The sequence below is a fragment of the Mesorhizobium sp. LNJC394B00 genome, from assembly GCF_000502555.1.
In the GTDB taxonomy this organism is placed as follows: domain Bacteria; phylum Pseudomonadota; class Alphaproteobacteria; order Rhizobiales; family Rhizobiaceae; genus Mesorhizobium.
The window spans coordinates 1,477,569-1,501,925 of the sequence record NZ_AYWH01000002.1; the positions used below are offsets into that span (position 1 = coordinate 1,477,569).

The 24,357-nt window shown below is 63.9% G+C and carries 17 protein-coding genes and 1 pseudogene; all 18 read left to right on the plus strand.

What is annotated here, in order from left to right; genetic code table 11:
- Window positions 1-8: 8 nt before the first annotated feature.
- Window positions 9-1,733: a penicillin-binding protein 2 gene (locus tag X751_RS152630; RefSeq protein ID WP_023682141.1), complete on the plus strand. Its 1,725-nt coding sequence runs from the start codon at window positions 9-11 to the stop codon at window positions 1,731-1,733.
- Between the two features lie 54 nt (window positions 1,734-1,787).
- On the plus strand, window positions 1,788-3,242 hold the full coding sequence (locus tag X751_RS152625; RefSeq protein WP_023744600.1) for a UDP-N-acetylmuramoyl-L-alanyl-D-glutamate--2,6-diaminopimelate ligase: 1,455 nt from the start codon (window positions 1,788-1,790) through the stop codon (window positions 3,240-3,242).
- Complete coding sequence (locus X751_RS152620; protein WP_023744601.1) at window positions 3,239-4,672, plus strand: UDP-N-acetylmuramoylalanyl-D-glutamyl-2,6-diaminopimelate--D-alanyl-D-alanine ligase; 1,434 nt, start codon at window positions 3,239-3,241, stop codon at window positions 4,670-4,672. Before X751_RS152625 ends, X751_RS152620 begins: the two co-directional genes overlap by 4 nt.
- 18 nt (window positions 4,673-4,690) lie before the next feature.
- Window positions 4,691-5,773: a phospho-N-acetylmuramoyl-pentapeptide-transferase gene (gene mraY, locus X751_RS152615; RefSeq protein ID WP_023668273.1), complete on the plus strand. Its 1,083-nt coding sequence runs from the start codon at window positions 4,691-4,693 to the stop codon at window positions 5,771-5,773.
- An 8-nt stretch (window positions 5,774-5,781) separates the two neighbouring features.
- Window positions 5,782-7,182, plus strand: coding sequence for a UDP-N-acetylmuramoyl-L-alanine--D-glutamate ligase (gene murD / locus X751_RS152610; RefSeq protein WP_023744602.1), 1,401 nt, complete (start codon window positions 5,782-5,784; stop codon window positions 7,180-7,182).
- Entirely contained in the window at window positions 7,182-8,333 is a 1,152-nt protein-coding gene (gene ftsW / locus X751_RS152605; protein ID WP_023668275.1) for a putative lipid II flippase FtsW, read from the plus strand. Before murD ends, ftsW begins: the two co-directional genes overlap by 1 nt.
- Before the next feature lies 1 nt (window position 8,334).
- Entirely contained in the window at window positions 8,335-9,459 is a 1,125-nt protein-coding gene (gene murG, locus X751_RS152600; RefSeq protein WP_023744603.1) for an undecaprenyldiphospho-muramoylpentapeptide beta-N-acetylglucosaminyltransferase, read from the plus strand.
- A complete protein-coding gene (gene murC, locus X751_RS152595) occupies window positions 9,459-10,865 on the plus strand; it encodes a UDP-N-acetylmuramate--L-alanine ligase (RefSeq protein ID WP_023668277.1) in 1,407 nt (468 codons plus the stop codon). The genes murG and murC overlap by 1 nt, the downstream gene beginning before the upstream one ends.
- Window positions 10,862-11,827, plus strand: coding sequence for a UDP-N-acetylmuramate dehydrogenase (murB, locus tag X751_RS152590; protein WP_027050618.1), 966 nt, complete (start codon window positions 10,862-10,864; stop codon window positions 11,825-11,827). Before murC ends, murB begins: the two co-directional genes overlap by 4 nt.
- Window positions 11,828-12,131: 304 nt before the next feature.
- A complete protein-coding gene (locus X751_RS152585) occupies window positions 12,132-13,058 on the plus strand; it encodes a D-alanine--D-alanine ligase (protein ID WP_023744604.1) in 927 nt (308 codons plus the stop codon).
- A complete protein-coding gene (locus X751_RS152580) occupies window positions 13,046-13,987 on the plus strand; it encodes a cell division protein FtsQ/DivIB (RefSeq protein WP_023725356.1) in 942 nt (313 codons plus the stop codon). Before X751_RS152585 ends, X751_RS152580 begins: the two co-directional genes overlap by 13 nt.
- On the plus strand, window positions 13,984-15,291 hold the full coding sequence (gene ftsA / locus X751_RS152575) for a cell division protein FtsA (RefSeq protein WP_023688034.1): 1,308 nt from the start codon (window positions 13,984-13,986) through the stop codon (window positions 15,289-15,291). The genes X751_RS152580 and ftsA overlap by 4 nt, the downstream gene beginning before the upstream one ends.
- 66 nt (window positions 15,292-15,357) lie before the next feature.
- A complete protein-coding gene (gene ftsZ, locus X751_RS152570; RefSeq protein ID WP_023744605.1) occupies window positions 15,358-17,016 on the plus strand; it encodes a cell division protein FtsZ in 1,659 nt (552 codons plus the stop codon).
- 270 nt (window positions 17,017-17,286) lie between these two features.
- A pseudogene (gene lpxC, locus X751_RS01000000163765) lies at window positions 17,287-18,310 on the plus strand (UDP-3-O-acyl-N-acetylglucosamine deacetylase).
- 263 nt (window positions 18,311-18,573) lie between these two features.
- Window positions 18,574-19,443: an outer membrane protein assembly factor BamD gene (locus X751_RS152565; RefSeq protein ID WP_023668284.1), complete on the plus strand. Its 870-nt coding sequence runs from the start codon at window positions 18,574-18,576 to the stop codon at window positions 19,441-19,443.
- A 218-nt stretch (window positions 19,444-19,661) separates the two neighbouring features.
- A complete protein-coding gene (gene recN, locus X751_RS152560) occupies window positions 19,662-21,335 on the plus strand; it encodes a DNA repair protein RecN (protein WP_023744606.1) in 1,674 nt (557 codons plus the stop codon).
- A gap of 111 nt (window positions 21,336-21,446) precedes the next feature.
- The gene (ligA, locus tag X751_RS152555) at window positions 21,447-23,651 is read left to right on the plus strand and encodes an NAD-dependent DNA ligase LigA (RefSeq protein ID WP_023744607.1); all 2,205 of its coding nucleotides are present in this window, start codon (window positions 21,447-21,449) and stop codon (window positions 23,649-23,651) included.
- On the plus strand, window positions 23,651-24,343 hold the full coding sequence (locus X751_RS152550) for a TIGR02453 family protein (RefSeq protein WP_023744608.1): 693 nt from the start codon (window positions 23,651-23,653) through the stop codon (window positions 24,341-24,343). Before ligA ends, X751_RS152550 begins: the two co-directional genes overlap by 1 nt.
- Window positions 24,344-24,357: the final 14 nt, after the last annotated feature.

Below are 24,357 nucleotides of genomic sequence, written 5' to 3' on the forward strand. Positions count from 1 at the left end.
GATTTCCAATGCGCGCCAAACTTCCGTCGGTCGGCAAATTGCTGAAGCGCCGCGCACGGACCGGCGAGGACGGCTCCATCGTGGTCGAAGGCGCGCGCAAGGCGACCGGCGGCAAGGCCAAGACCCGCATCGTGATGACGATGGCGGTGTTCTTCGGCATCTATTCGACCATCGCCGGGCGGCTGGTCTATCTCGGTTTCCAGTCCCCCGACATGTCGAATGGGCCGCAAAGCCGGGTGACGGCGTCGCGTCCCGACATCGTCGACCGCAACGGCGAGGTGCTGGCGACCGACATCAAGACGGCATCGCTGTTTGCCGAGCCGCGCCGCATCGTCGATGCCGACGAGGCGATCGAAAAGCTGTCGACCATTCTGCCAGATATCGACCCCGAGCAGACCTATCACAAGCTGAAGAGCGGCGCCGGCTTCGTCTGGCTGCAGCGGCAGCTGACGCCCAAGCAGCAGGCCGACATCATGCAGCTCGGCATTCCCGGCATCGGCTTTCGCACCGAAAAGCGCCGCTTCTATCCTGCCGGCGTGACCTCGTCCTACATTGTCGGCCTCACCAACATCGACAATCAGGGCATCTCCGGCATGGAGAAGTACATTGACGAGCAGGGCCTGAGCGACCTGCAGGCCTCAGGCTTGGCGATCGCCAAGGATCTGAAGCCGGTTCAGCTGTCGATCGACCTGCGCGTCCAGCATGTGGTGCGCGACGAGATTGCCGCCGGCCTCGAGCGCTATCGCGCCATGGGCGCCGGCGCCGTCGTGCTCAACATCAAGACCGGCGAAGTGGTGGCGATGGCCTCGGTGCCGGATTTCGATCCGAACAATCCCTTCAATGCGCAGGACAAGGACCGCCTGAACCGCATGTCGGCCGGCCTCTACGAGATGGGCTCGACCTTCAAGAGCTTTACCTCGGCCATGGCGCTCGATTCCGGCAAGGCGAACATGAACAGCCGTTTCGACGCCTCGCACCCAATCCGGGTCGGCCATCAGGCTATCCACGATTTCCATGGCAAGAACCGCGTGCTGTCATTGCCGGAGGTGTTCCTTTACTCCTCCAATATCGGATCGGCCCGTGAGGCCGAAATGGTCGGCATCGAGGGGCACCGCGAATTCCTGCATCGCCTTGGCCTTCTGGACAGGATGCAGACCGAACTGCCTGAGGTCGCGCGCCCGACCGAACCGAAGGTCTGGAAACAGGTCAACTCCTTCACCATCGCCTTCGGCCATGGTGTGTCGACGACGCCGCTGCAGGCCGCTGTCGGCTGCGCGGCGCTGATGCAGGGCTATTTGATCCCGCCGACTTTCCTGGTCCGCAGCGAGCAGGATGCCATGGCGGTGGCCAAGAGAGTGGTCAGCGAAAAGACTGTGGAGGGTATGCGCTACCTCTACACGCTCAATGCCGAGAAAGGCTCGGCCAGAAACGCCAGAGCCCCCGGCTACCGCGTTGGCGGCAAGACCGGAACCGCCGAGAAGGTCATCAATGGCCGCTACTCGAAGGAACTGAATTTCAACACCTTCGTCGCCGCCTTCCCGATGGACGATCCGCAATATCTGGTGTTTACGATCGCTGACGCTCCGCACCCGGAAAAGCCCGGGATGACCGACGTCGCCGCCAACAATGCGGGTGTCATGGCCGGAAACATCATCAGGCGGGCAGCCGCCATGCTTGGCGTGAAGCCAGATTTCAGCCATGAAAATGGCGCAACGCTGGTTTCCTATCAGTGATTCTTAGGGCGCGCCGGCAACTGCGCGCCATTTTGTTGAGATAAACGGGGTTCGATGCACCTGAGAGATTTAGCCGGTATCCTGCCTCTCGAGGGAACATCTTCCCGCGATGTGGAGGTAACCGGGATTTCGTCGGATTCCCGCACGGTCAAGACCGGCGTGGTCTTTTTCGCGCTCGCCGGCAGCAAGGCGGATGGTTCGGCCTATGCCGCCGATGCGGCAAAGCGCGGCGCGGCGGCGGTTGTCGTTGGCAACGCCAGCGCCGTTTCCGGCCTGTCCGTCCCGGTGCTCAGCGTCGACGACCCACGCCTGGCGCTGGCGCTGAGCGCGGCACGTTTCTTCGGCAGCCAGCCGGAGACCATGGTCGCGGTTACCGGCACCGCAGGCAAGACCTCGGTCGCCGCCTTCACCAGGCAGATCTGGGAGCAGGCCGGCTTTGCCGCCGCGTCCATCGGCACCACCGGCGTGGTGGCGCCGGGCCGCAACGACTACGGTTCGTTGACCACACCCGATCCAGTGGCTTTGCACCAGTTGCTCAAGGAATTGGCGGAGGCCGGCGTCACCCACGCCTCGATGGAGGCTTCCAGCCATGGTCTCGACCAGCGCCGCCTCGATGGCGTCAAGCTCGCCGCGGGCGGTTTCACCAATCTCGGCCGCGACCATATGGACTATCATCCGACGGTCGAGGACTACCATCGCGCCAAATTGCGCCTGTTCGACACGCTGCTGCCGAAAGGCGCGCCGGCGGTCATCTTTGCCGACGATCCGTGGTCGGCGCCGACCATACAGGCTGCGCAGGCCGCGGGGCTCAAGGTGCTGACTGTCGGCCGCCATGGCGATTTCCTGCGCCTGAAGCGGGTCGAGCACGAGCGCCACCGCCAGCGCGCCGAGGTCGAAGCCGACGGCGTGCTCTACGAGATCGACCTGCCGCTCGCCGGCGACTTCCAGATCGCCAATGCCCTGGTTTCGGCAGGGCTGGCCATTTCCACTGGAACGCCGGTCGCCAAAGCTTTGATGGCATTGGAGAAACTCCAGGGTGCGCCGGGACGGCTCGACCTGGTCGGCGCCACCGCCAATGGCGCGCCCGTCTATGTCGACTATGCCCACAAGCCGGATGCGCTGGAAAATGTGCTGGCCGCCGTGCGCCCATTCACCACCGGCCGCGTCATCGTCGTGTTCGGCTGCGGCGGCGACCGGGACCGGGGCAAGCGGCCGATCATGGGCGAAATCGCCACGCGGCTGGCCGACGTCGTCATCGTCACCGACGACAATCCGCGCTCGGAAGTGCCGGAAACGATCCGTGCCGCGATCCTGGCAGCCGCACCCGGCGCCATTGAAATCGGCGACCGCCGCAAGGCGATCCACGAAGCGGTCGCCATGCTCAAAGCGGGCGATACGCTGATCGTTGCCGGCAAGGGCCATGAAGAGGGCCAGACCATCGGCGCCGAGACATTTGCGTTCTCCGACCACGAAGAAGTCCGCTCGGCGCTGCGGGAGCGGGCCGCATGAGCGTGCTCTGGACTTCCGAGGCGCTGGTCGACGCGATGGGCGGTCGGCCGCTCGGGCCGATGCCGGAGGGAATTTCGGGGATCTCGATCGACAGCCGCAGCCTGCAGCCGGGCGACGCCTTCTTCGCCATCAAGGGCGAGGCGATGGACGGCCATGACTTCGCGACCGCAGCGATCAAGGCCGGCGCCGGCGTTCTGGTCGTCGCCGAGGGCAAATTGCCGTCGCTCGGGCGGCTGACGGCGCCGATGATCGTCGTGCAGGATGTGCTGGCAGCACTGGAGAAACTCGGTGTTGCCGCCCGCGCCCGTTCCAGCGCAAAAATCATCGCGGTGACCGGATCGGCCGGCAAGACCACCACCAAGGAGGCGCTGCGTCATGTGCTGTCGGCCGTCGGCACGGTGCATGCCTCGGCGCAGTCCTTCAACAATCATTGGGGCGTGCCGCTGACGCTGGCGCGCATGCCCGGCGATTGCGACTATGCGGTGTTCGAGATCGGCATGAACCATCCCGGCGAGATCCGGCCGCTGGTCAAGATGGTCCGGCCACATGTGGCCATCGTCACGATGATCGCCGCGGCGCATCTCGGCTTCTTTAGAAATCTCGACGAGATCGCCAAGGCCAAGGCCGAGATTTTTGAAGGCATCGAGCCCGGCGGTGCGGCCTTGCTCAACCGCGACGATGCGCGATGGAAGCTGCTCGACAAGATGGCGCGAGCCGCCGGCGTCGAACATGTCTTTGGCTTCGGCGAGAATGCACGGTCGACCTACAAGCTGACCAAATGCGAGCTGCATGCCGATCATTCCGACATCACCGCCAGGATCGGCGGGCAGGATGTGACGGCGCGCATCGGCGCGCCCGGCCGCCACATGGTACAGAACGTCCTGGCGGTGCTCGGCGCCGCGCATTTGGTTGAAGCCGACATCGGCAAGGTGGCCTTGGCACTGGCCGATCTGTCGGCCGAGCGTGGCCGTGGGAAGCGCCATATGCTTCGCCACCCCAAGGGACCGATCACACTGATCGACGAGAGCTACAACGCCAATCCGGCCTCGATGGCTGCTGCCATGGCGCTGCTCAACGCGACGCCTGTCACGGGCGAGGGCCGGCGCATCGCCGTGCTCGGCGACATGCTCGAGCTCGGCGGCCATTCGGCCAAGCTCCATGCAGCCCTTGCCGAGCTGATCGTCGGCACCGGCACAAACACGGTCTTTCTCGGCGGTCCGGAAATGCGGACGCTGGCAGACATCCTGCCCGACGAGATCAAAACGGAATACCGCGCCGGCGCCGAGGAATTGAAGCCGCTGCTGTTGTCGACGCTGAAGGCCGGCGACGTGGTGATGATCAAATCGTCGAAAGGCATCGGCTTTTCAAAGCTGGTCGAGGCCTTGCTCGGCAAATATCCGGCGGAAGCCGCAGGCACGAAACAGAACTAGTCCGGGGAACGGAATCGTATGTTTACATTGCTCGTCGATTTTGCGGACAAGGTCTCGGTCTTCAATGTCTTCCGCTACATAACCTTTCGCACCGGCGGTGCGCTGATCACCTCGGCGCTGATCGTCTTCATCTTCGGGCCGACCATCATCAATTCGCTGAGGCTGCGGCAAGGCAAGGGCCAGCCGATCCGTGCCGACGGCCCGCAGACGCATTTCAAGAAGGCCGGCACGCCGACCATGGGCGGGCTGATGATCCTGTGCGGCATCGTCGGCTCGTCGCTTCTATGGGCGAACCTGTCCAGCATCTATGTCTGGGTGGTGCTCTTGGTGACGCTGGGCTTCGGCTCGATCGGCTTTTACGACGACTATCTCAAGGTAACCAAGCAGTCGCATCTCGGCTTTTCCGGCAAGGCGCGGCTGGCGCTGGAATTCGTCATCGCCGGCATTGCCGCCTGGGCGATCATGCATAATGGCCAGGCGCCGTTCTCATCGTCGCTGACTTTCCCCTTCGCCAAGGAATTCATCATCAATCTCGGCTGGTTCTTCGTGCCGTTCTCCTGCTTCGTCATTGTCGGCGCCGGCAATGCGGTGAATTTGACCGATGGCCTCGACGGGCTGGCGATCGTGCCGATCATGATTGCGGCGGCATCCTTCGGCGTCATCGCCTATCTCTCCGGCAACGCGGTGTTCGCCGAATACCTGCAGATCCATTTCGTGCCCGGCACCGGCGAGCTGGCCGTCGTGCTCGGCGCCGTCATCGGCGCCGGCCTCGGCTTCCTCTGGTTCAACGCGCCACCGGCGGCGATCTTCATGGGCGACACCGGTTCGCTGGCCATGGGCGGCCTGATCGGTACGGTCGCGGTTGCCACCAAGCACGAGATCGTGCTGGTCATCGTCGGCGGATTGTTTGTCGTGGAAATCCTGTCGGTCATCATCCAGGTCGGCTACTTCAAGATGACCGGCAAGCGCGTGTTCCTGATGGCGCCGATCCATCATCATTTCGAAAAGCTCGGCTGGACCGAAAGCCAGGTGGTGATCCGCTTCTGGATCATCGCCGTCATCCTGGCGCTGGTCGGCCTGTCGACCCTCAAGCTGAGATAGGAACCCGCTTGATCCCCGCCGCATCCTTTTCGGGCAAACGCGTTTCGCTCTTCGGGCTCGGTGGCTCGGGGATCGCCACGGCGCGCGCGCTGATCGAGGGCGGCGCCGACGTGCTTGCCTGGGACGACAATCCCGATAGCGTCGCCAAGGCTGCTGACCAAGGCATTGCGACCGCCGATCTGCGCGGCGCCGACTGGTCGAAATTCTCGGCCTTCGTGCTCTCGCCCGGCGTGCCGCTGACGCATCCCAAGCCGCACTGGACGGTGGAGTTGGCGCGTGGCTCCGGCGTCGAGGTGATCGGCGATATCGAATTGTTCTGCCGCGAGCGGATTGCGCGCGCGCCTGATGCGCCGTTCATCGCTATCACCGGCACCAACGGCAAGTCGACGACCACGGCGTTGACCGCGCATATCCTCAAATCGGCAGGGCGCGACACGCAAATGGGCGGCAATATCGGCCGGGCCATCATGACGCTCGATCCACCGCAGGCTGACCGGGACTATGTCGTCGAGTGTTCGTCCTACCAGATCGATCTCGCGCCCTCGATCAACCCGACGGCCGGCATCCTGCTCAACCTGACGCCCGACCATCTCGACCGCCACGGCACCATGCAGCATTACGCTTCGATCAAGGAGCGGCTGGTTGCCGGCAGCGAGACGGCGATCGTCGGCGTTGACGATTCCTGGTGCGCGCAGATCGCTGACCGGCTGGAGAGGGCGGGCCGGGAGGTGATCCGCATCTCCAAGCGGCTGCCGCTGACCGACGGTTATTTCGCAGACGGTTCCGATCTGATGGAAGCCGTCCATGGCCGCTACAGCCGCGTCGCCTTCCTCGAAGGCATAGGTTCGTTGCGCGGCCAGCACAATGCGCAGAACGCGCTTGCCGCTGTTGCCGCCTGCCTCAGGGTCGACTTGAGCCTGGGCGAGATCCAGGCGGGACTGGAGAGCTTTCCAGGCCTCGCGCATCGCATGGAGCAGGTCGGACGCAAGGACCACGTGCTGTTTGTCAACGATTCCAAGGCGACCAATGCCGATGCGGCGGCACCCGCGCTGTCGAGCTTCCCGCGCATCTACTGGATCGCCGGCGGACTGCCCAAGGAAGGCGGCATCGAGCCGCTGCGCGGTTTCTTCCCACGCATCGCCAAGGCCTATCTGATCGGCGAGGCGGCGCCCGCGTTCTCGGCGACGCTCGGCGAAGCCGTGCCCTATGAAATCTCGGGCACGCTGGCCGCCGCGGTCGACCATGCCGCGAAAGACGCGGCCAAGGATGACAGCGGCGAGGCGGTGGTGCTGCTGTCGCCGGCCTGCGCCAGTTTCGACCAGTTCAAGAATTTCGAAGTTCGCGGCGAAGCCTTCAGGCAAGCTGCGAATGCTATCGAGGGCGTGAAACCCATCGGAGGGGCACGATAATGCAAAGCCGTCTCGACAAAAGCCCAGTTGCAACCTGGTGGTGGACGATCGATCGCTGGTTCCTGGCGGCGTTCCTGTCGCTGATGGGGCTTGGCATCGTCTTGTCCTTTGCGGCAAGCCCGGCGGTGGCCGAACGCATCGGCCTCGACAGTTTCCACTTTGCCACCAGGCAGATCATCTTCACCGTGCCGGCGCTCGGCGTGATGCTGGCAGTGTCCTTCCTGGAATCGCGGCAGATCCGGCGCATGGCGCTGATCATCCTGGGCATCATGCTGGTGCTGATGGTGGCCGTGCTCTATATCGGCGTCGAGGTGAAAGGCGCGCGGCGCTGGGTGTCGTTTGTCGGCATGTCGATCCAGCCGTCGGAATTCCTGAAACCCGCTTTCGTCATCGTCTGCGCCTGGCTGTTCGCCGAACACAAGCGCCAGCCCGACATTCCGGGCAATTTGTTTGCCATGCTGCTGCTGATCCTGGTCATCTCGCTTCTGGTGGCGCAGCCCGATCTCGGCCAGACCATGCTGGTGACCGGCACTTGGGGCGTCATGTTCTTCATGGCCGGCCTGCCCTGGCTATGGATCATCGCGCTTGGCGCCACCGGCGCCGGCGGCCTGTTTGCCGCTTATACGGTGTTCCCGCACGTCGCCGCCCGCATCGACAAATTCCTGACCGGCGAAGGCGACACGTTCCAGGTCGACATGGGCCGCGAGGCGCTGATCAACGGCCACTGGTTCGGCGTCGGGCCGGGCGAGGGCACGGTCAAGCGGGTCATTCCCGACGCGCATGCCGACTTCGTGTTTTCGGTCGCCGGCGAAGAGTTCGGGCTGATCATGTGCTTCTTCATCATGTCGATCTTCGCCTTCATCGTGCTGCGCGGCTTGAGCACGGCATTGAAGGAACATGATGATTTCACCCGCTACGCCGTCGGCGGTCTCGTCACCGTGTTCGGCCTGCAGTCGGTCATCAACATGTGCGTCAACCTGCAACTGATGCCGGCCAAGGGCATGACGCTGCCTTTCATCTCCTATGGCGGCTCCTCGCAGATCGCCATTGCCATCTCGATGGGCATGGTGCTGGCGCTGACCCGCAAGCGACCGGAAAAGCGCAAGCAGATGGGCTTTGCCCTGTCGCAGCGCGCCCTGCCGGCGGAGTGATATGGCGCGGGGTGTCATCCTTCTCGCGGCTGGCGGAACCGGTGGACATCTGTTTCCGGCCGAGGCGCTGGCGCATGAGCTGATCGAGCGCGGCTGGGGCGTGCATCTGGCGACGGACGACCGCGCCGAGCGCTTTGCCGGCCATTTCCCGGCCACCGCCATCCATCCGATCCAGTCGGCGACGATGGGCTCGAAAAACCCTGTCGCGCTGCTTGGCGCGTTCTGGAAGATCTGGCGCGGCGTGCGCCAGGCCTCCGCCGTCATCGCCAGGATCAAGCCTGATGCGGTCGTCGGCTTTGGCGGTTATCCGACCTTGCCACCGCTCTATGCCGCGACGCGGCGCAAGCTGCCGACGCTGATCCATGAGCAGAACGCAGTGATGGGCCGCGCCAACCGGGCGCTGTCCGGGCGCGTCGATGCCATTGCCGGCGGCTTCCTGCCGCAAGATGAAAGTGCCACAGGCGCCAAGACGGTGACGACAGGCAATCCGGTCAGGCCGCCAATCCTGGAGGCGGCCAAGACGCCCTACACCGCATCCAAAGGGGCGGATCCGTTCAGGCTCCTGGTGTTCGGCGGCAGCCAGGGCGCGCAGTTCTTTTCCGACGCCATGCCGACGGCGATCGCACTTCTGCCGGAGGCGCAGCGCAAGCGGCTGGTGATCACCCAGCAGGCCCGCGCCGACGACGTGGCGCGGGTGAAGGCTGGCTATGCGGCACTCGGCGTCCATGTCGAGGTCTCGCCCTTCTTCACCGATATGGCACAGCGCATGGGCGCGGCGCATCTGGTGATCTCGCGCTCCGGCGCCTCGACGGTTTCGGAGATCGCCGTCATCGGCCGGCCGGCGCTGCTGGTGCCTTATCCCTATGCGCTGGATCACGATCAGGCGGCGAACGCAGCCGCCCTTGCCGCGGCGGGCGGCGGCGAGGTGCATCCGCAATCGTCACTGTCGCCGGAGCGCATCGCGGCTCTCATTGGCGGGCTGATGGACACTCCCGAGCGGCTGACGGCCATGGCTGCCGGAGCGAAGTCGGCTGGCCGGCCCAACGCGGCACGGTTGCTCGCTGATCTCACAGAGGCTATTGCGTCCAGAAAAACCGTTTCGGATTTCAGGAAAGGGACGCATTGATGAAGATGCCGCAGACCATCGGCCTTGTGCATTTCATCGGCATTGGCGGCATCGGCATGAGCGGCATCGCCGAGGTTCTGCACAATCTCGGCTACAAGGTGCAGGGTTCGGACCAGGCCGACAGCGCCAATGTCCAGCGGCTGCGCGACAAGGGCATCGAATGCTTTGTCGGCCACAAGGCCGAGAATATCGGCGCGGCCGAAGTGGTTGTCGTCTCCACCGCGATCAAGAAATCCAATCCCGAGCTGAAGGCCGCGCGCGAAAAACTGCTGCCGATCGTGCGCCGGGCCGAGATGCTGGCCGAACTGATGCGCTTCCGCCAGGCGGTCGCGATCGGTGGCACGCATGGCAAGACCACAACCACGTCGATGGTGGCGACGCTGCTCGATGCCGGCGGGCTCGACCCGACGGTGATCAATGGCGGCATCATCAATGCCTATGGCACCAATGCCCGTATGGGCGATGGCGAGTGGATGGTGGTCGAAGCCGACGAAAGCGACGGCACCTTCCTCAAGCTGCCGGCCGAGATCGCCGTCGTCACAAACATCGATCCCGAGCATCTGGACCATTATGGCAGTTTCGACAAGGTGCGCGAGGCGTTCCGGCAATTCGTCGAGAACGTGCCGTTCTACGGTTTTGGCGTGATGTGCACCGACCATCCGGAAGTACAGGCGCTGGTCAGCCGTATCGAGGACCGCCGCGTCATCACCTATGGCGAGAACGCGCAGGCCGATGTGCGTTTCACCAACCACCGCATGGCCGGTGCCGTCTCGGCATTCGACGTGGTGATCCGCGACCGCAAGACCGGCGGCCAGACGACGATATCTGATCTGCGGCTGCCGATGCCCGGCCGCCACAACGTCTCCAACGCCACCGCCGCAATCGCGGTCGCGCATGAACTCGGCCTGTCGGCCGAAGCGATCAAAAAAGGGCTGTCGTCCTTTGCCGGCGTCAAGCGGCGCTTCACCCACACCGGCTCGTGGAACGGCGTCGACATCTTCGACGATTACGGCCACCACCCGGTCGAGATCACGGCGGTGCTGAAAGCGGCGCGCAGCGCCACCAAGGGCCGCGTCATCGCCATTGCGCAGCCGCACCGCTTCACCCGGCTGCATGATCTGTTCGACGAATTTTCGGTCTGTTTCAACGATGCCGACACCGTGATGGTGGCGCCGGTCTATGCGGCGGGCGAGGAGCCGATCGACGGCGTGACCTCGGAGGCGCTGGTGTCGCGCATCCGCTCCGGGGGCCATCGCGATGCGCGCTACGTCGAAACCCCTGCCGCGATTTCGCCCGTCATCCGCGCGTTGGCGAAACCGGGCGACTTCGTCATCTTCCTGGGCGCCGGCAACATCACCCAATGGGCCTATGCGCTGCCTGGGGAACTCGGCGGTACCGTCTCATGATGCGCGGCCAGGACCTGCTCGACAAACTTGGCGACCGGCTTGCCGGCCTGCGCGGCCGCATCACGCCCAATGCCGAGATGGACAAGATCACATGGTTCCGCGCCGGCGGTCTGGCGGACGCCCTGTTCCAGCCGGCCGACGAGGAGGATCTGGCTGCCTTCCTGCGCGCCGTGCCGGAGGACATCCCGCTCACCATCGTCGGTGTCGGCTCCAACCTCCTGGTGCGCGACGGCGGCATTCCGGGTTTCGTCATCCGGCTTTCGGCCAAGGGCTTTGGCGAAGCCGAGGTGGTTTCGCCGACCGTCATCAAGGCCGGTGCTGCGACGCCCGACAAGCGCGTCGCGGCCGTCGCTTATGAGGCCGGTATTGGCGGCTTTCATTTCTATCACGGCATTCCCGGCGCCATCGGCGGGGCGCTGAGGATGAATGCCGGCGCCAATGGCGTCGAGACGCGGGAACGTGTCGTCGAGGTTCGGGCGCTCGACCGCAAGGGCAATCTCCACACCCTCAGCAATGAAGACATGGGCTATGCCTATCGTCACTCGGCCGCACCTGCCGGGCTGATCTTCACCTCCGCCGTTTTCGAAGGTGTTCTGGAAGACCAGGAGGCGATCAAGGCGGCCATGGACGCCGTCCAGACGCATCGCGAGACGGTGCAGCCGATCCGCGAGAAGACCGGCGGCTCGACCTTCAAGAATCCGGAAGGCACCTCGGCCTGGAAGGAAATCGACAAGGCCGGCTGCCGCGGGCTGATGATCGGCGGCGCGCAGATGTCGCCGATGCACTGCAACTTCATGATCAACACCGGAACAGCGACCGGATACGACCTCGAATATCTCGGCGAGACGGTGCGCGCCCGCGTGCTTGAAAATTCAGGCATCCGCCTGCAGTGGGAAATCAAGCGGCTCGGCAATTTCCGCCCCGGCCATGCCGTGCAGGAATTCCTCGGACAGCTTCTTTAGCGCAAGCTGAAGTTCATGTGATGCTTGAACTTCAAACGGTCTGAAACAACAGCGCCACCGTTGCTCCAAAGACTCACAACACGCTTTTTCCGGCCGTTTTCGCGGAAAGTGAATCTGTCGGAATCATAAGCACTTGCCAGCGAATCAACTCTCTGATTCTCTGCCTTAAAGCGTTTCCTGATTTGAGTCGTTCGACGCGTCGACCGCGTTTTCCGTCTGGGGGGGGCAACCTGCCGGGAGACTCGGACTCAATCTGGTCGCTGAATGCGTGGTTGCGGGCCCGCCGTGAGAGGGATGACGGGATATGAAGAACAAGCATGTGGCTGTCCTCCTGGGCGGATTCTCGTCCGAGCGGCCCGTGTCTCTGTCTTCGGGAAAGGCGTGTGCGGATGCGCTTGAGAATGAAGGCTACCAGGTTACGCGCGTCGATGTTGCGCGCGATGTCGGCGCCGTGCTCACCGAACTCAAGCCCGATGTCGTCTTCAACGCACTGCACGGCCCGTTCGGTGAAGACGGCACCATCCAGGGCATCCTCGAATATCTGGCCATTCCCTACACCCATTCGGGCGTGCTCGCCTCGGCGCTCGCCATGAACAAGGAGCAAGCCAAGAAGGTCGCCAAGGCTGCCGGCATCGCGGTGGCGGAATCGAAGGTTGCCAGCCGCTTTGCCATCCAGAACAAGCATCCGATGAAGCCGCCCTACGTGGTCAAGCCGGTCAATGAAGGCTCAAGCTTCGGCGTCGTCATCGTGCATGAAGGGCAGTCGCATCCGCCGCAGGTCATCGGCTCGTCCGAATGGAAATATGGCGAGACCGTCATGGTCGAGCGCTACATCCATGGGCGCGAGCTGACCTGCGCCGTCATGGGCGACGTGGCGCTCGGCGTCTGCGAGATCATTCCGACCGGCCATTCCTTCTACGACTATGATTCAAAATACGTCGCCGGCGGATCAAAACACGAAATCCCTGCTAAAATTTCATCAAATATTTACCAAAAAATACAGACACTGGCGCTCAAGGCACATCTGGCTATCGGCTGCCGGGGCGTTTCCCGATCGGACTTCCGCTATGACGACCGTCACTCCGAAAACGGCGAGATTGTCTGGCTCGAGATCAACACTCAGCCGGGCATGACGCCGACGTCTTTGGTGCCTGAAATCGCCGCCCAGGCCGGGCACTCGTTTGGCAAATTGTTGAGTTGGATGGTGGAGGACGCTTCGTGTCTGCGTTGAAATGGGGACAGGACAAGGGCAGGGGCGGCGCCGGGCCGGCGCTGTTCGGCATGCCGTTGTCGTTCGACCATTTCGTGCTGCCGCGCGTGCTGCGCCGGCCGGTGCGCGTGCTGGCGCGCCTGGGCGGCGGCGACTTCGTCGCGCCGCGCTTTTCCGCGGCCATCCTGTCGGCTTCGCTCATTGCATCAAGCAGCCTCTATGGCGCCATTCTCGGCGGTCATGCCGACGACATCGTCCAGAGCATCACCGCCCGGACCGGCTTTGCCGTCGACCAGATCAAGGTGGTCGGCAACCGCCAGACTTCGGAGATCGACATATTGGACCGGCTCGAGCTCGACGGCTGGACGTCACTGATCGGCTTCGATGCCGAGGCCGCGCGTGAACGTATTGATACCTTGCCCTGGGTCGAAGTGGCGGCGGTGCGCAAGGTCTATCCACATACGCTGGAAGTGCGTGTCGAGGAGCGCGAGCCCTTCGCGCTCTGGCAGCAGGGCGCGGAGCTTTCGGTCATCGAACGCTCCGGCGCGGTGATCGCGCCGTTCTCCGGCGGCAAGCAGGCGCTGCTGCCGCTGATCATCGGCACCGGCGCACCGGCCAAGGCGCCCGACTTCGTGGCCAAGATCAAGAAATTTCCCGAGCTCGCGGCTCGGGTCAAAGGCTATATCCGCATCGGCGAACGGCGTTGGGACCTGAAGCTGGAAAACGGCATCACGATCAAGCTGCCCGAGGATGGCGAGGATCAGGCGATCGCCGACCTGGTTCGGATGGACCACGACAACGGGCTTCTGACGCGGGACATCGCCGCCGTCGACATGCGCATCTCCGATCGCCTGGTGGTGCAGCTGACGCCGGAAGCGGCGACGCAGCGCCAGGCCGCGCTCAATGAAAAGCCGCAAAATCTGAAGCGCAAGTCGGGGACGAAGATATGAGCTGGCTTGGCGGCAACAGCGATGCCTCTTCGCGGCGTTCCGGCACGCTCACCGTGCTGGATGTCGGCTCGAGCAAGGTTTGCTGCGTGGTGGCGAAACTGAAGCCGCGCGAGGACGGCAAGCTGTTGCGCGGCCGCTCGCACCGCATCCAGGTAATCGGCATCGGCCACCAGAAATCGCAAGGCGTGAAGTCGGGCGTGGTCGTCGATCTCGACCGTGCGGAGCACGCCATTCGCCTGTCCGTCGACGCCGCCGAACGCATGGCGGGACTGACGGTGGATTCGCTGATCGTCAACATGACGGCGGGCCGGCTGAAGAGCGAAACCTATTCGGCCACGATCAATCTCGGTGGCCATCAGGCCGACGAAGCCGACATCAAGCGCGTGCTTGCCGCCGGCGCCAAGCAGGCGCTCAAGGCCGAACGCGACGTGATCCATTCGCTGCCCGTCGGCTTTTCGCTGGACGCCGAGCGCGGCGTGCGCGATCCGCGCGGCATGGTCGGCGACCAGCTCGGCGTCGATATGCATGTGCTGACGGGCGATGCCGCGCCGCTGCGCAATCTGGAGCTCTGCATCAACCGCTCGCATCTTTCGGTCGAGCGCATGGTGGCGACGCCCTATGCCAGCGGGCTTGCGGCCCTGGTCGACGACGAACTGGAAATGGGTGCGGCCTGCATCGACATGGGCGGCGGCACGACGACCATCTCGGTGTTTTCGGAAGGCAAATTCGTCCACGCCGATGCCATTGCCATCGGCGGCAATCATGTGACGCTCGATATGGCCAAGGGCCTGTCGACCTCGCTCGACGCCGCGGAGCGGCTGAAGGTGATGCATGGTTCGGCGCTGCCTGGCAGTGCCGACGATCGCGACCTGGTCTCGATCCAGCCGATCGGCGAAGACGGCGAGATGCCGCTGCAGATCCCGCGCTCGGTGATGACGCGCGTCATCCGCGCCCGCATCGACGAGACGCTGGAACTGTTGCGCGACCGGCTGAACAAGTCGGGCTACGGCAATGCCGTGGGAAAACGCGTCGTGCTGACCGGCGGCGCCAGCCAGCTTGCGGGTCTCCCCGAGGCGGCGCGCCGCATTCTGGGACGCAATGTGCGCATCGGACGCCCGCTCGGCGTGGCGGGCCTGCCGGAAGCTGCCAAGGGGCCGGCTTTCTCGACGGCGGTCGGGCTGCTGATCTATCCGCAGATGGCGAGCTTCGAGAGCCATCCGGCGAAAGGAATTTCCGGTCTCAGGATGACCGGGACGGGCGGAAAACTGCATCGCATGAGTCAGTGGTTGAGAGACAGTTTCTAATTGACGGGGACAGCCCCATAGGCGGCCGCGGCGGCGAAGCGGCGGGAAAGGCAAAGGACGGAGACAATGACGATCAATCTGCAAAAGCCGGACATCACCGAGCTCAAGCCGCGGATCACCGTATTCGGTGTCGGCGGCGGCGGCGGCAATGCCGTCAACAACATGATCACCGCGGGCTTGCGCGGTGTCGAGTTCGTCGTGGCCAACACCGATGCACAGGCGCTGACCATGTCGAAGGCCGAGCGGCTGATCCAGCTCGGCGCGCATGTCACCGAGGGGCTCGGCGCCGGCTCGCAGCCTGAAGTGGGCCGTGCGGCGGCGGAAGAGTGCATCGATGAGATCATCGATCATCTCTCCAACACCCATATGTGCTTCGTCACCGCCGGTATGGGTGGCGGCACCGGAACCGGTGCGGCTCCCGTGGTTGCCCGCGCGGCGCGCGAACGGGGTATCCTCACCGTCGGCGTCGTCACCAAGCCGTTCCATTTCGAAGGCCAGCGCCGCATGAAGACGGCGGATCTCGGCATCGAGGAGCTGCAGAAATGTGTCGATACCCTGATCGTCATCCCCAACCAGAACCTGTTCCGGCTGGCCAATGACAAGACCACCTTTGCCGACGCCTTCGCCATGGCCGACCAGGTGCTCTACTCCGGTGTTGCCTGCATCACCGACCTGATGGTCAAGGAAGGTCTGATCAATCTCGACTTCGCCGACGTGCGTTCGGTGATGCGCGAAATGGGCAAGGCGATGATGGGCACCGGCGAAGCTTCGGGCGAGGGCCGCGCGATGGCCGCCGCCGAGGCGGCGATCGCCAATCCGTTGCTCGACGAGACCTCGATGAGGGGCGCCAAGGGCCTGCTGATCTCGATCACCGGCGGCCGCGACCTGACCCTGTTCGAAGTCGACGAGGCCGCGACCCGCATCCGCGAGGAAGTCGATCAGGACGCCAACATCATCCTCGGCGCCACCTTCGACGAGGAACTCGAAGGCGTCATCCGCGTCTCGGTGGTCGCCACCGGCATCGACAAATCGGCAGCTGAAATTGCCGCGGCGCCGATCTCGATCCGGGCCGTGCCGCCGCAGCAGAAGCCGGTCAGCCGCCCAGCGGCTTCGGGGGCGGAAGGCCGTCCGGCACCGGTCCAGCAGCAGACCTATGAGCAGCGCGCGGCCGATCCGGTGGCCGAGGCGATCCAGCTTGCCGAGGCCAATGCGGCGGCAATGGCTCGTCCGGCGCCGATGGCCCAGGCGGAAGATTTCCGCCCGCAGAGCAAGATCTTCCAGGCCCCGCCTGCCCAGCCGCAGCCTGTCGTGCAGCAGGTGATGCAACCGGCGCCGCTGCGGGAAATGCCGCAGCCGGTGGCTGCCGCACCGCAGCGCATGCCGCGGGTGGAGGATTTTCCGCCGGTGGTGCGGGCCGAGGTGGAAGCCAAGGGCCGTCCGGCCGACCATGAAAACAGCGGGCCGATGGGGCTGCTCAAGCGGCTGACCAACGGACTGACGCGCCGCGAAGAAGAGCCGGCCCGGTTGCAGCCGGCACAGCCGCGCGAACCGAAACTGCGCCAGGCGGCGCCGGAAATGCGCCGCCTTGCCAGCCAGGATCCGCAGCTTTACGCGCCGCGCCGCGGCCAGCTCGACGATCAGGGCCGGTTGACGCCGCAGACCAGGTCGACCCAGGAAGACGACCAGCTGGAGATACCGGCTTTCCTGCGCCGCCAGGCCAACTGAGCCGTTAACGGTATGTAACACTTGTTAACAGGCAGACGAGAGATTGTCTGCCTGTTAACGTTAAAGGGGTTTAATAACAAGGCGTTACGATGTGACGCTCAAGGTCTGTCGCGGTTACACAGAGTAAGAAACCGTGATTTGGAGTCTCCCTGACGGACCATTATCTTTGCCGCAGCACTTTCGGTGTGCTGGGATTCGGGGAAGTGGCCCTGCCTGCCGATAAAAAAGAGCCGCGCCTTTTGGGTTAAAGCGGACTTAGGCGTTTGGGCTATGGGGTTTGTCTTGCAAGACTATCAGACGACACTGAAATCGCGTGCAACGCTGACCGGTACCGGCGTTCACAGCGGCAAACCGGTCACCGTCAATTTCCTCCCTGCGGACGCCGACACCGGCGTGCTCTTCCACCTTTCGAACGGAAGCGAGAGCCGCGAGTTCCGCGCGCTGGTTGCTGAAGTCGGCGCGACCGATCTCTGCACCATGCTCGGCGATCCGGCAGGCGAGCATATCGCCACCGTCGAACATCTGATGGCGACGCTTTTCGGGCTCGGCANCCATGCTCGGCGATCCGGCAGGCGAGCATATCGCCACCGTCGAACATCTGATGGCGACGCTTTTCGGGCTCGGCATCGACAACATCGTCATCGAGATCGACGGTCATGAGGTTCCGATCCTCGATGGCAGTGCGGTGGCGTTCGTGGAAGCCATCGACCAGGCCGGCATCGAGACGCTGGCGGTCAAGCGCCGCTACATCAGGGTGGTCAAGCCCGTCCGCATCGAGAATGGCGCGTCCTGGGCCGAGTTCAGGCCCTATAGCGGCACGCGCTTCGAGGTCGAGATCGATTTCGAAAGCCCGGCGATCGGCCGCCAGCTATTCGCCTCCGACATCAACCCCGACATCTTTCGCCAGGATATCGCGCGCGCCCGCACCTTCGGCTTCATGAAGGATGTCGAGCGGCTGTGGGCGGCCGGCTATGCGCTGGGCTCCTCGCTGGAGAACTCGCTGGTGATCGGCGACGACAACCGGGTGATCAACATGGGCGGCCTGCGCTACCCCAATGAGTTCGCTCGCCACAAGACGATGGACGCGATGGGCGATCTGGCGCTGGCCGGCGCCCGTTTCATCGGTTGCTTCCGCTCCTATCGCGGCGGTCACCGGATGAATGCGGCTGCTTTGCGGCGGCTTCTGTCCGACCGTTCGGCCTTCGAGGTCGTCGAGACCACGCGCCGCGAGCGCGGCCGCACCGCCGAGATGAGCGCCGTCACCGGCCCTGTCTTTGCGCCCTGGGTGATCTGATTCTTAACGATTTTCTGGCTCTCTGAACGCTGGCCGGTGTTGCACGAAAGCATCACCGGCCAGTGAAAGTGCGTAGCATTCGGGGCAACACCAAGCCGCCACAAAAATGTGCGATTGGCTAGACATAGCGTTGCTGGGCAAGGCAGTTATGGTTTATGGCTGCTGCCGTCTGTTAGGCGCATGTCGCTCAAAAGTGGGGATCAGTTTTGAGGGAACGCCATGCGAAAGGCATTGAACTAACGCCGAAAGGGCGCAATCCAATCATGTTCTTCAAGCGAGTTGGTCAATCGAAAGCGCCGTATCGGGCTGTTTTCCTGGCGCTTTCGGTGGTTGTGCCATCGCTCTTCCTCTCGGCCTGCATGTCGTCCGAGAAAGACGTCGACCTGTCGACCTATGTCGACCAGACCGAACCGGCCGACGTCCTTTACAATCAAGGCCTTGCCAATCTCAATGCCGGCCGCCTGGATGAGGCGAGCAAGAAGTTCGACGCCGTCGACCGCCAGCACCCCTATTCGGAATTCGCCCGCAAATCGATGGTGATGGGCGCCTTCGCCGACTATCGCGCCGGCCGTTATGACGAAGCGATCGGCTCGGCCAAGCGCTATCTCACGCTCTATCCGTCGACCGACGACGCGGCTTACGCCCAGTATATTATCGGGCTGAGCTACTACAAGCAGATCAAGGACGTCACCCAGGATCAGAAGGAAGCACGCCAGACCGTGCAGACGATGCAGGATCTGGTGACGCGCTGGCCGACGTCGGAATATGTCGACGACGCCAAGGAAAAGATCCGTTTCGCCAACGACCAGCTGGCCGGCAAAGAGATGCAGATCGGCCGCTATTATCTCGAGCGGCGCGAATACATTGCTGCCGTCAAGCGCTTCCGCAACGTTGTCGAGAACTATTCCAACACCCGCCATGTCGAAGAGGCGCTGGCGCGTCTGGCCGAAAGCTATTACGCCATGGGCTTGACCTCGGAAGCGCAAACCGCCGCTGCTGTGCTCGGCACCAATTATCCCGACAGCCAATGGTACAAGGATACCTACAAGCTGTTGCAGAGCAACGGGCTTGAGCCGCGCGAGAATGCCGGATCGTGGATATCCAAGGCCGGCAAGCTGATCACCGGCGCCTGACGCCCGAGCATCGACTGAGGCGGAACGCGCTTTTCGGATTGATCCGACGCTCAAACAAAAAGATAGTGCGGCGCTGCGACTCCATCGGTCGCATGCCGCTTCACAGCGGTTCAGTGGTTTGATTGAGGCGCTGAACCGTCCTAACTTTTTGTTCTACGCAATTCCGGACGGAAAACCGCTACGCACTTTTCCTGGAATTGCTTGAGGTCCAGGTTCTGATGCTTTCCAGACTGTCGATCCGCGATATCGTCCTGATCGAGAAGCTGGATATCGACTTCCAGCCCGGCCTTTCTGTGCTGACCGGTGAAACCGGCGCCGGCAAATCCATCCTTCTCGACGCGCTGTCGCTGGCGCTTGGCGCCCGCGGCGACGCCTCGCTGGTGCGGCACGGTGCTGCCCAGGGCCAGGTCATTGCCGTCTTCGATGTGCCGCGCAACCACCCGGTGCGCGCGCTGCTGGCCGAAAACGCCATCGGGGATGACGGCGACATCATCCTGCGCCGGCTGCAGACCGCGGATGGCCGTACCCGTGTCTTCGTCAACGACCAGCCGTCCAGCGTCACGCTGATGCGCGACATAGGCCACGCGCTGGTCGAGATCCACGGCCAGCATGACGAGCGCGCCCTGGTCGATCCAGGCGCGCATCGCGAATTGCTGGACAGTTTTGGCGGCCATCTCGGCGCCGCCCGCGCGACCGGCGAGGCGTGGCGCTACTGGCGCGGCGCCGAGCAGGAGTTTGCCAGGCACCGCGCCAAGGTCGAGGCAGCGGCGCGCGAGGCCGATTATCTCAGGGCCTCGGTGGCGGAACTGGCAAAGCTCGATCCGCAGCCCGGCGAAGAGACACAGCTGGCGGAATTGCGTGCAACGATGATGCGGGCGGAAAAGATCGCCTCGGAAATACACGATGCACAGGATGTGCTGTCAGGCCCGTCCTCGCCGCTGCCGCAACTGGCCAGCCTGCTGAGGCGCCTGCAGCGCAAGGCCAGCGAAGCGCCGGGACTGCTCGAGGATGTGGTGAAGTCGCTGGATGAGGCGATGCTGTCGCTGGATGCCGCGCAATCGGGCGTCGAGGCGGCATTGCGCGCCACCGAATACGACCCGCAGCGGCTGGAGAAGGCGGAAGAGCGGCTGTTTTCGTTGCGCGCGGCGTCACGCAAGCACAGTGTCGCTGTCGACGATCTGGCGCAACTGCGCGACACCATGTTGGCCGACCTTGCCGATCTCGATGCCGGCGAGGGGCGCCTGCATGTCCTGGAAAAGCAGGCCGCGGCGGCGCGCGAGGCCTACGATATCTCCGCAGCCCAGCTGTCCTCGCTTCGCCATGCCGCGGCGGTTGGGCTGACCAAGGCTGTCATGGCCGAGCTGCCAGCGCTGAAGCTGGAACGGGCCGAGTTCATCGTCGGGCTGACCAGCGATGGCGAAAACCGCACGGAAGAGGGCATCGACCAGGTCGAGTTCTGGGTGCGCACCAATCCCGGTACCAGGCCCGGCCCGATGATGAAGGTCGCTTCCGGCGGCGAGCTGTCGCGCTTCCTGCTGGCGCTCAAGGTGGCGCTGGCCGACCGTGGCTCGGCGCCGACATTGGTCTTCGACGAGATCGACACCGGCGTCGGCGGCGCCGTGGCCGATGCGATCGGCCAAAGGCTGGCCAGGCTGTCGAAGCGCGTGCAGGTGCTGTCGGTCACGCATGCTCCGCAAGTGGCGGCGCGCGCGGCAACGCATTTCCTGATTTCCAAATCCGGTGGCACCGACAGGGTCGCCACCGGCATTGCCGAGATGGACCGGGCGGCGCGCCAGGAAGAGATTGCGCGCATGCTGGCCGGCGCCACCATCACCGAAGAGGCGCGCGCAGCCGCCGAACGGCTGCTACGCGAGAATATTGCTGCAGCGTAGTCGTCGCAAGGCTTTCGGACTGAGTCAGGATATGGCTCCATCCCGCTGTTCAGGAATGCTTTTTCCGAAATCCTGATTTATGGTGTCGCGCCACTGTCCAGGGACCGCTGCATGTCTGAAAAACCAGTCGAATCGTTGAGCGAAAGCGAAGCCGCGGATGAGCTCCAGCGGCTGGCCGAGGAGATCGCCGGTCATGACAGGCGCTATCATGCCGAGGACGCGCCGACGATTACGGACGCGGAATATGACGCGCTGCGGCGGCGCAATCTTGCCATCGAGGAGCGCTTTCCCGGTCTGGTGCGCGAGGATTCGCCCTCGCTGCGGGTCGGCGCCGCGCCGGCGGAAGGCTTTGCCAAGGTGCGCCATGCGGTGCCGATGCTCAGCCTCGCCAAGGCCTATACCGACGAGGACGTCACCGATTTCATCGAGCGTGGCCGGCGCTTCTTCGACCGCGACAAGGATCTCGACATCGCGTTTACGGCCGAGCCGAAGATCGACGGCCTGTCGGCGTCGCTGCGCTATGAACGCGGTGTGTTCGTGCAGGGTGCTACCCGCGGCGACGGCGCTGTCGGCGAAGACATCACCGCCAATCTCAGGACCATCGCCGACATCCCCGCCAAGCTGAAAGGATCGGGCTGGCCCGAGACCATCGAGATCCGCGGCGAAGTCTACATGACCTATGCGGAATTCGAGGCACTGAAGGCCCGCTCGGCGGCGGTGGGCGGCCAGGACTATGTCAATCCGCGCAACACGGCAGCGGGCTCCTTGCGACAGAAGGATGCGTCCGTCACCGCCAGCCGCAATCTTAAATTTTTTGCTTATGCCTGGGGCTACACGACAGCGGATCCGGCGCCGACCCAATATGATTCGGTGCAGAAATTCGCCGAGTGGGGGTTCAAGGTCAGCCCATTGATGGTGCGGGCGAAGTCGGTCGAGGAGCTGATCGCGCACTACCACAAGATCGAGGAGCTGCGTTCGTCGCTCGGCTACGACATCGACGGTGTCGTCTACAAGGTCGACCAGCTGGAATTGCAGCGTCGCTGGGGCTTTGTCACCGGCGAGCCGCGCTGGGCGGTTGCGCATAAATTCCCGGCCGAACAGGCGATGACGACGGTGCAGAAGATCGACATCCAGGTCGGCCGTACCGGTACGCTGGCGCCGGTGGCGCGGCTGGCGCCGGTCACGGTTGGCGGCGTGGTGGTCGAAAACGTCACACTGCACAATGAGGACTACATCAAGGGCTTCGACAGCTACGGCCTGCCGATTCGCGACGGCATCGATGTCCGCATCGGTGACACGGTTGTCATACAACGGGCGGGCGATGTCATTCCGCAGATCGTCAGCGTGGTCGTCGACAAGCGGCCGGCTGATGCGGTGCCTTACGAATTCCCGCACATTTGTCCGGTCTGCGGCTCGCCGGCGACGCGCGAAATCAACGAGAAGACCGGCAAGGAGGATTCGCGCCGGCGCTGCACCGGCGAGCTGATCTGCGCCGCGCAGGCCGTGGAGCGGCTGCGTCATTTCGTGTCGCGCGGCGCGCTCGACATCGAGGGGCTGGGCGCCGAGAATATCGACCTGTTCTTCAATTCGGGACTGGTCAAGACCGCCGCCGATATCTTCACCCTCAGGGATCGCCGCCCGGCCGTCACCAGGGCGCTGGCCGAGCGGCGCGAGGAGCAGGCGCGGCTGCGCGAGGCGGCATCGGGCAAGGCGCGCAAGAATGTGCGCGGTGTCGAGGACCGCAATTATGAAGGTCTCGACAAGCTGTTCGCGGCCATCGATTCGCGCCGCGAGCCGGAGCTCGACCGCTTCATCTTCGCACTCGGCATCCGCCATATCGGCGAAACGACGGCGGCCGTGCTTGCCCGGACGTTTTCGACCATCGAGGAGTTGATCCGCGTCGGCAAGGAAACGGCGGCGGCTGAGGATCCGCACAGCGTCTTCCCCTCCATCAACGGCATTGGCGATACAGTGATCGATGCGTTGCGCGATTTCTTCGGCAATGAACGCAATGACGACGTGCTCGACAGACTGCTCGAACAGGTCAAGCCGAAGCCGTATGTCGTCACCGTGTCGACCGACAGCGAGGTTGCCGGCAAGACCATCGTCTTCACCGGCACGCTGGAAAAGATGACACGCTCCGAAGCCAAGGCGATGGCCGAACGGCTCGGCGCCAAGGTGGCGGGTTCGGTGTCGGCGAAGACCGATCTGCTGGTGGCCGGGCCGGGCGCCGGCTCCAAACTGAAGCAGGCCAGCGAACTCGGCGTCGAAGTCATCGACGAGGACACCTGGCTGCAACGGGTCGGCAAGGCGTGATGGCCGGTTCGTTCAAAGGGTTCGGGCAAAAGGCCATACCGTTCCTCAAGGCGCTCGACTTCCACCAGAGCCGCGAATGGTTCCAGGAAAACCGCGCGCTTTACGACAGCGAGTTGCATGAGCCGTTCTGCGATCTGGTCGAGACGCTGACCGAGCGCTTCGCGGCGGCGGGTCTGGGCTTGCGCGGAGACCGCAAGAAGTCACTGTTTCGCATCAACCGCGACGTGCGCTTCGCCAAGGACAAGCGGCCCTACAACCAGCATTTGTCGGCCATGCTGTCGCCGGATGGCACCAAGATGGAGCAGGGCGTGTTCTTCGTCTATGTCGGGATCGACCGCTGCTTTGCCGACGTTGCCTGGTGGAACCCGGAGCCGCCCCTGCTGCTGGCGATGCGCAAGGCGATTATCGCCCGGCCAGCCGAGTTCCGAAAACTGCTTTCAACGCTGAAGAAAAACGGCTTCGAACTCGAAACCGAGGGTCGGTTGAAGCGCACGCCGCGCGGATTCGAGCAGGTCAACGAACCCGATCTTGTCGACGCCATCCGCAACCGGCACTTCTATGTCCAGCACATCATCGATCCGGCTGGAATTCACGCGCCGACGCTGGTCGACGAGCTTGTCGATTTCGCCTTGCGCGCCAAGCCGCTGCTTGACTGGGGCAGGGCGATCCAGGGCACGGCACCGCGGAGCTAAATCAGCCCCGCGCG

Coding starts and splice junctions, on each gene's coding strand:
- X751_RS152630 (WP_023682141.1), top strand. CDS start 9: ATGCGCGCCAAACTTCCGTCGGTCGGCAAATTGCTGAAGCGCCGCGCA.
- X751_RS152625 (WP_023744600.1), top strand. CDS start 1,788: ATGCACCTGAGAGATTTAGCCGGTATCCTGCCTCTCGAGGGAACATCT.
- X751_RS152620 (WP_023744601.1), top strand. CDS start 3,239: ATGAGCGTGCTCTGGACTTCCGAGGCGCTGGTCGACGCGATGGGCGGT.
- mraY (WP_023668273.1), top strand. CDS start 4,691: ATGTTTACATTGCTCGTCGATTTTGCGGACAAGGTCTCGGTCTTCAAT.
- ftsW (WP_023668275.1), top strand. CDS start 7,182: ATGCAAAGCCGTCTCGACAAAAGCCCAGTTGCAACCTGGTGGTGGACG.
- murG (WP_023744603.1), top strand. CDS start 8,335: ATGGCGCGGGGTGTCATCCTTCTCGCGGCTGGCGGAACCGGTGGACAT.
- murC (WP_023668277.1), top strand. CDS start 9,459: ATGAAGATGCCGCAGACCATCGGCCTTGTGCATTTCATCGGCATTGGC.
- murB (WP_027050618.1), top strand. CDS start 10,862: ATGATGCGCGGCCAGGACCTGCTCGACAAACTTGGCGACCGGCTTGCC.
- X751_RS152585 (WP_023744604.1), top strand. CDS start 12,132: ATGAAGAACAAGCATGTGGCTGTCCTCCTGGGCGGATTCTCGTCCGAG.
- ftsA (WP_023688034.1), top strand. CDS start 13,984: ATGAGCTGGCTTGGCGGCAACAGCGATGCCTCTTCGCGGCGTTCCGGC.
- ftsZ (WP_023744605.1), top strand. CDS start 15,358: ATGACGATCAATCTGCAAAAGCCGGACATCACCGAGCTCAAGCCGCGG.
- X751_RS152565 (WP_023668284.1), top strand. CDS start 18,574: ATGTTCTTCAAGCGAGTTGGTCAATCGAAAGCGCCGTATCGGGCTGTT.
- recN (WP_023744606.1), top strand. CDS start 19,662: ATGCTTTCCAGACTGTCGATCCGCGATATCGTCCTGATCGAGAAGCTG.
- ligA (WP_023744607.1), top strand. CDS start 21,447: ATGTCTGAAAAACCAGTCGAATCGTTGAGCGAAAGCGAAGCCGCGGAT.
- X751_RS152550 (WP_023744608.1), top strand. CDS start 23,651: ATGGCCGGTTCGTTCAAAGGGTTCGGGCAAAAGGCCATACCGTTCCTC.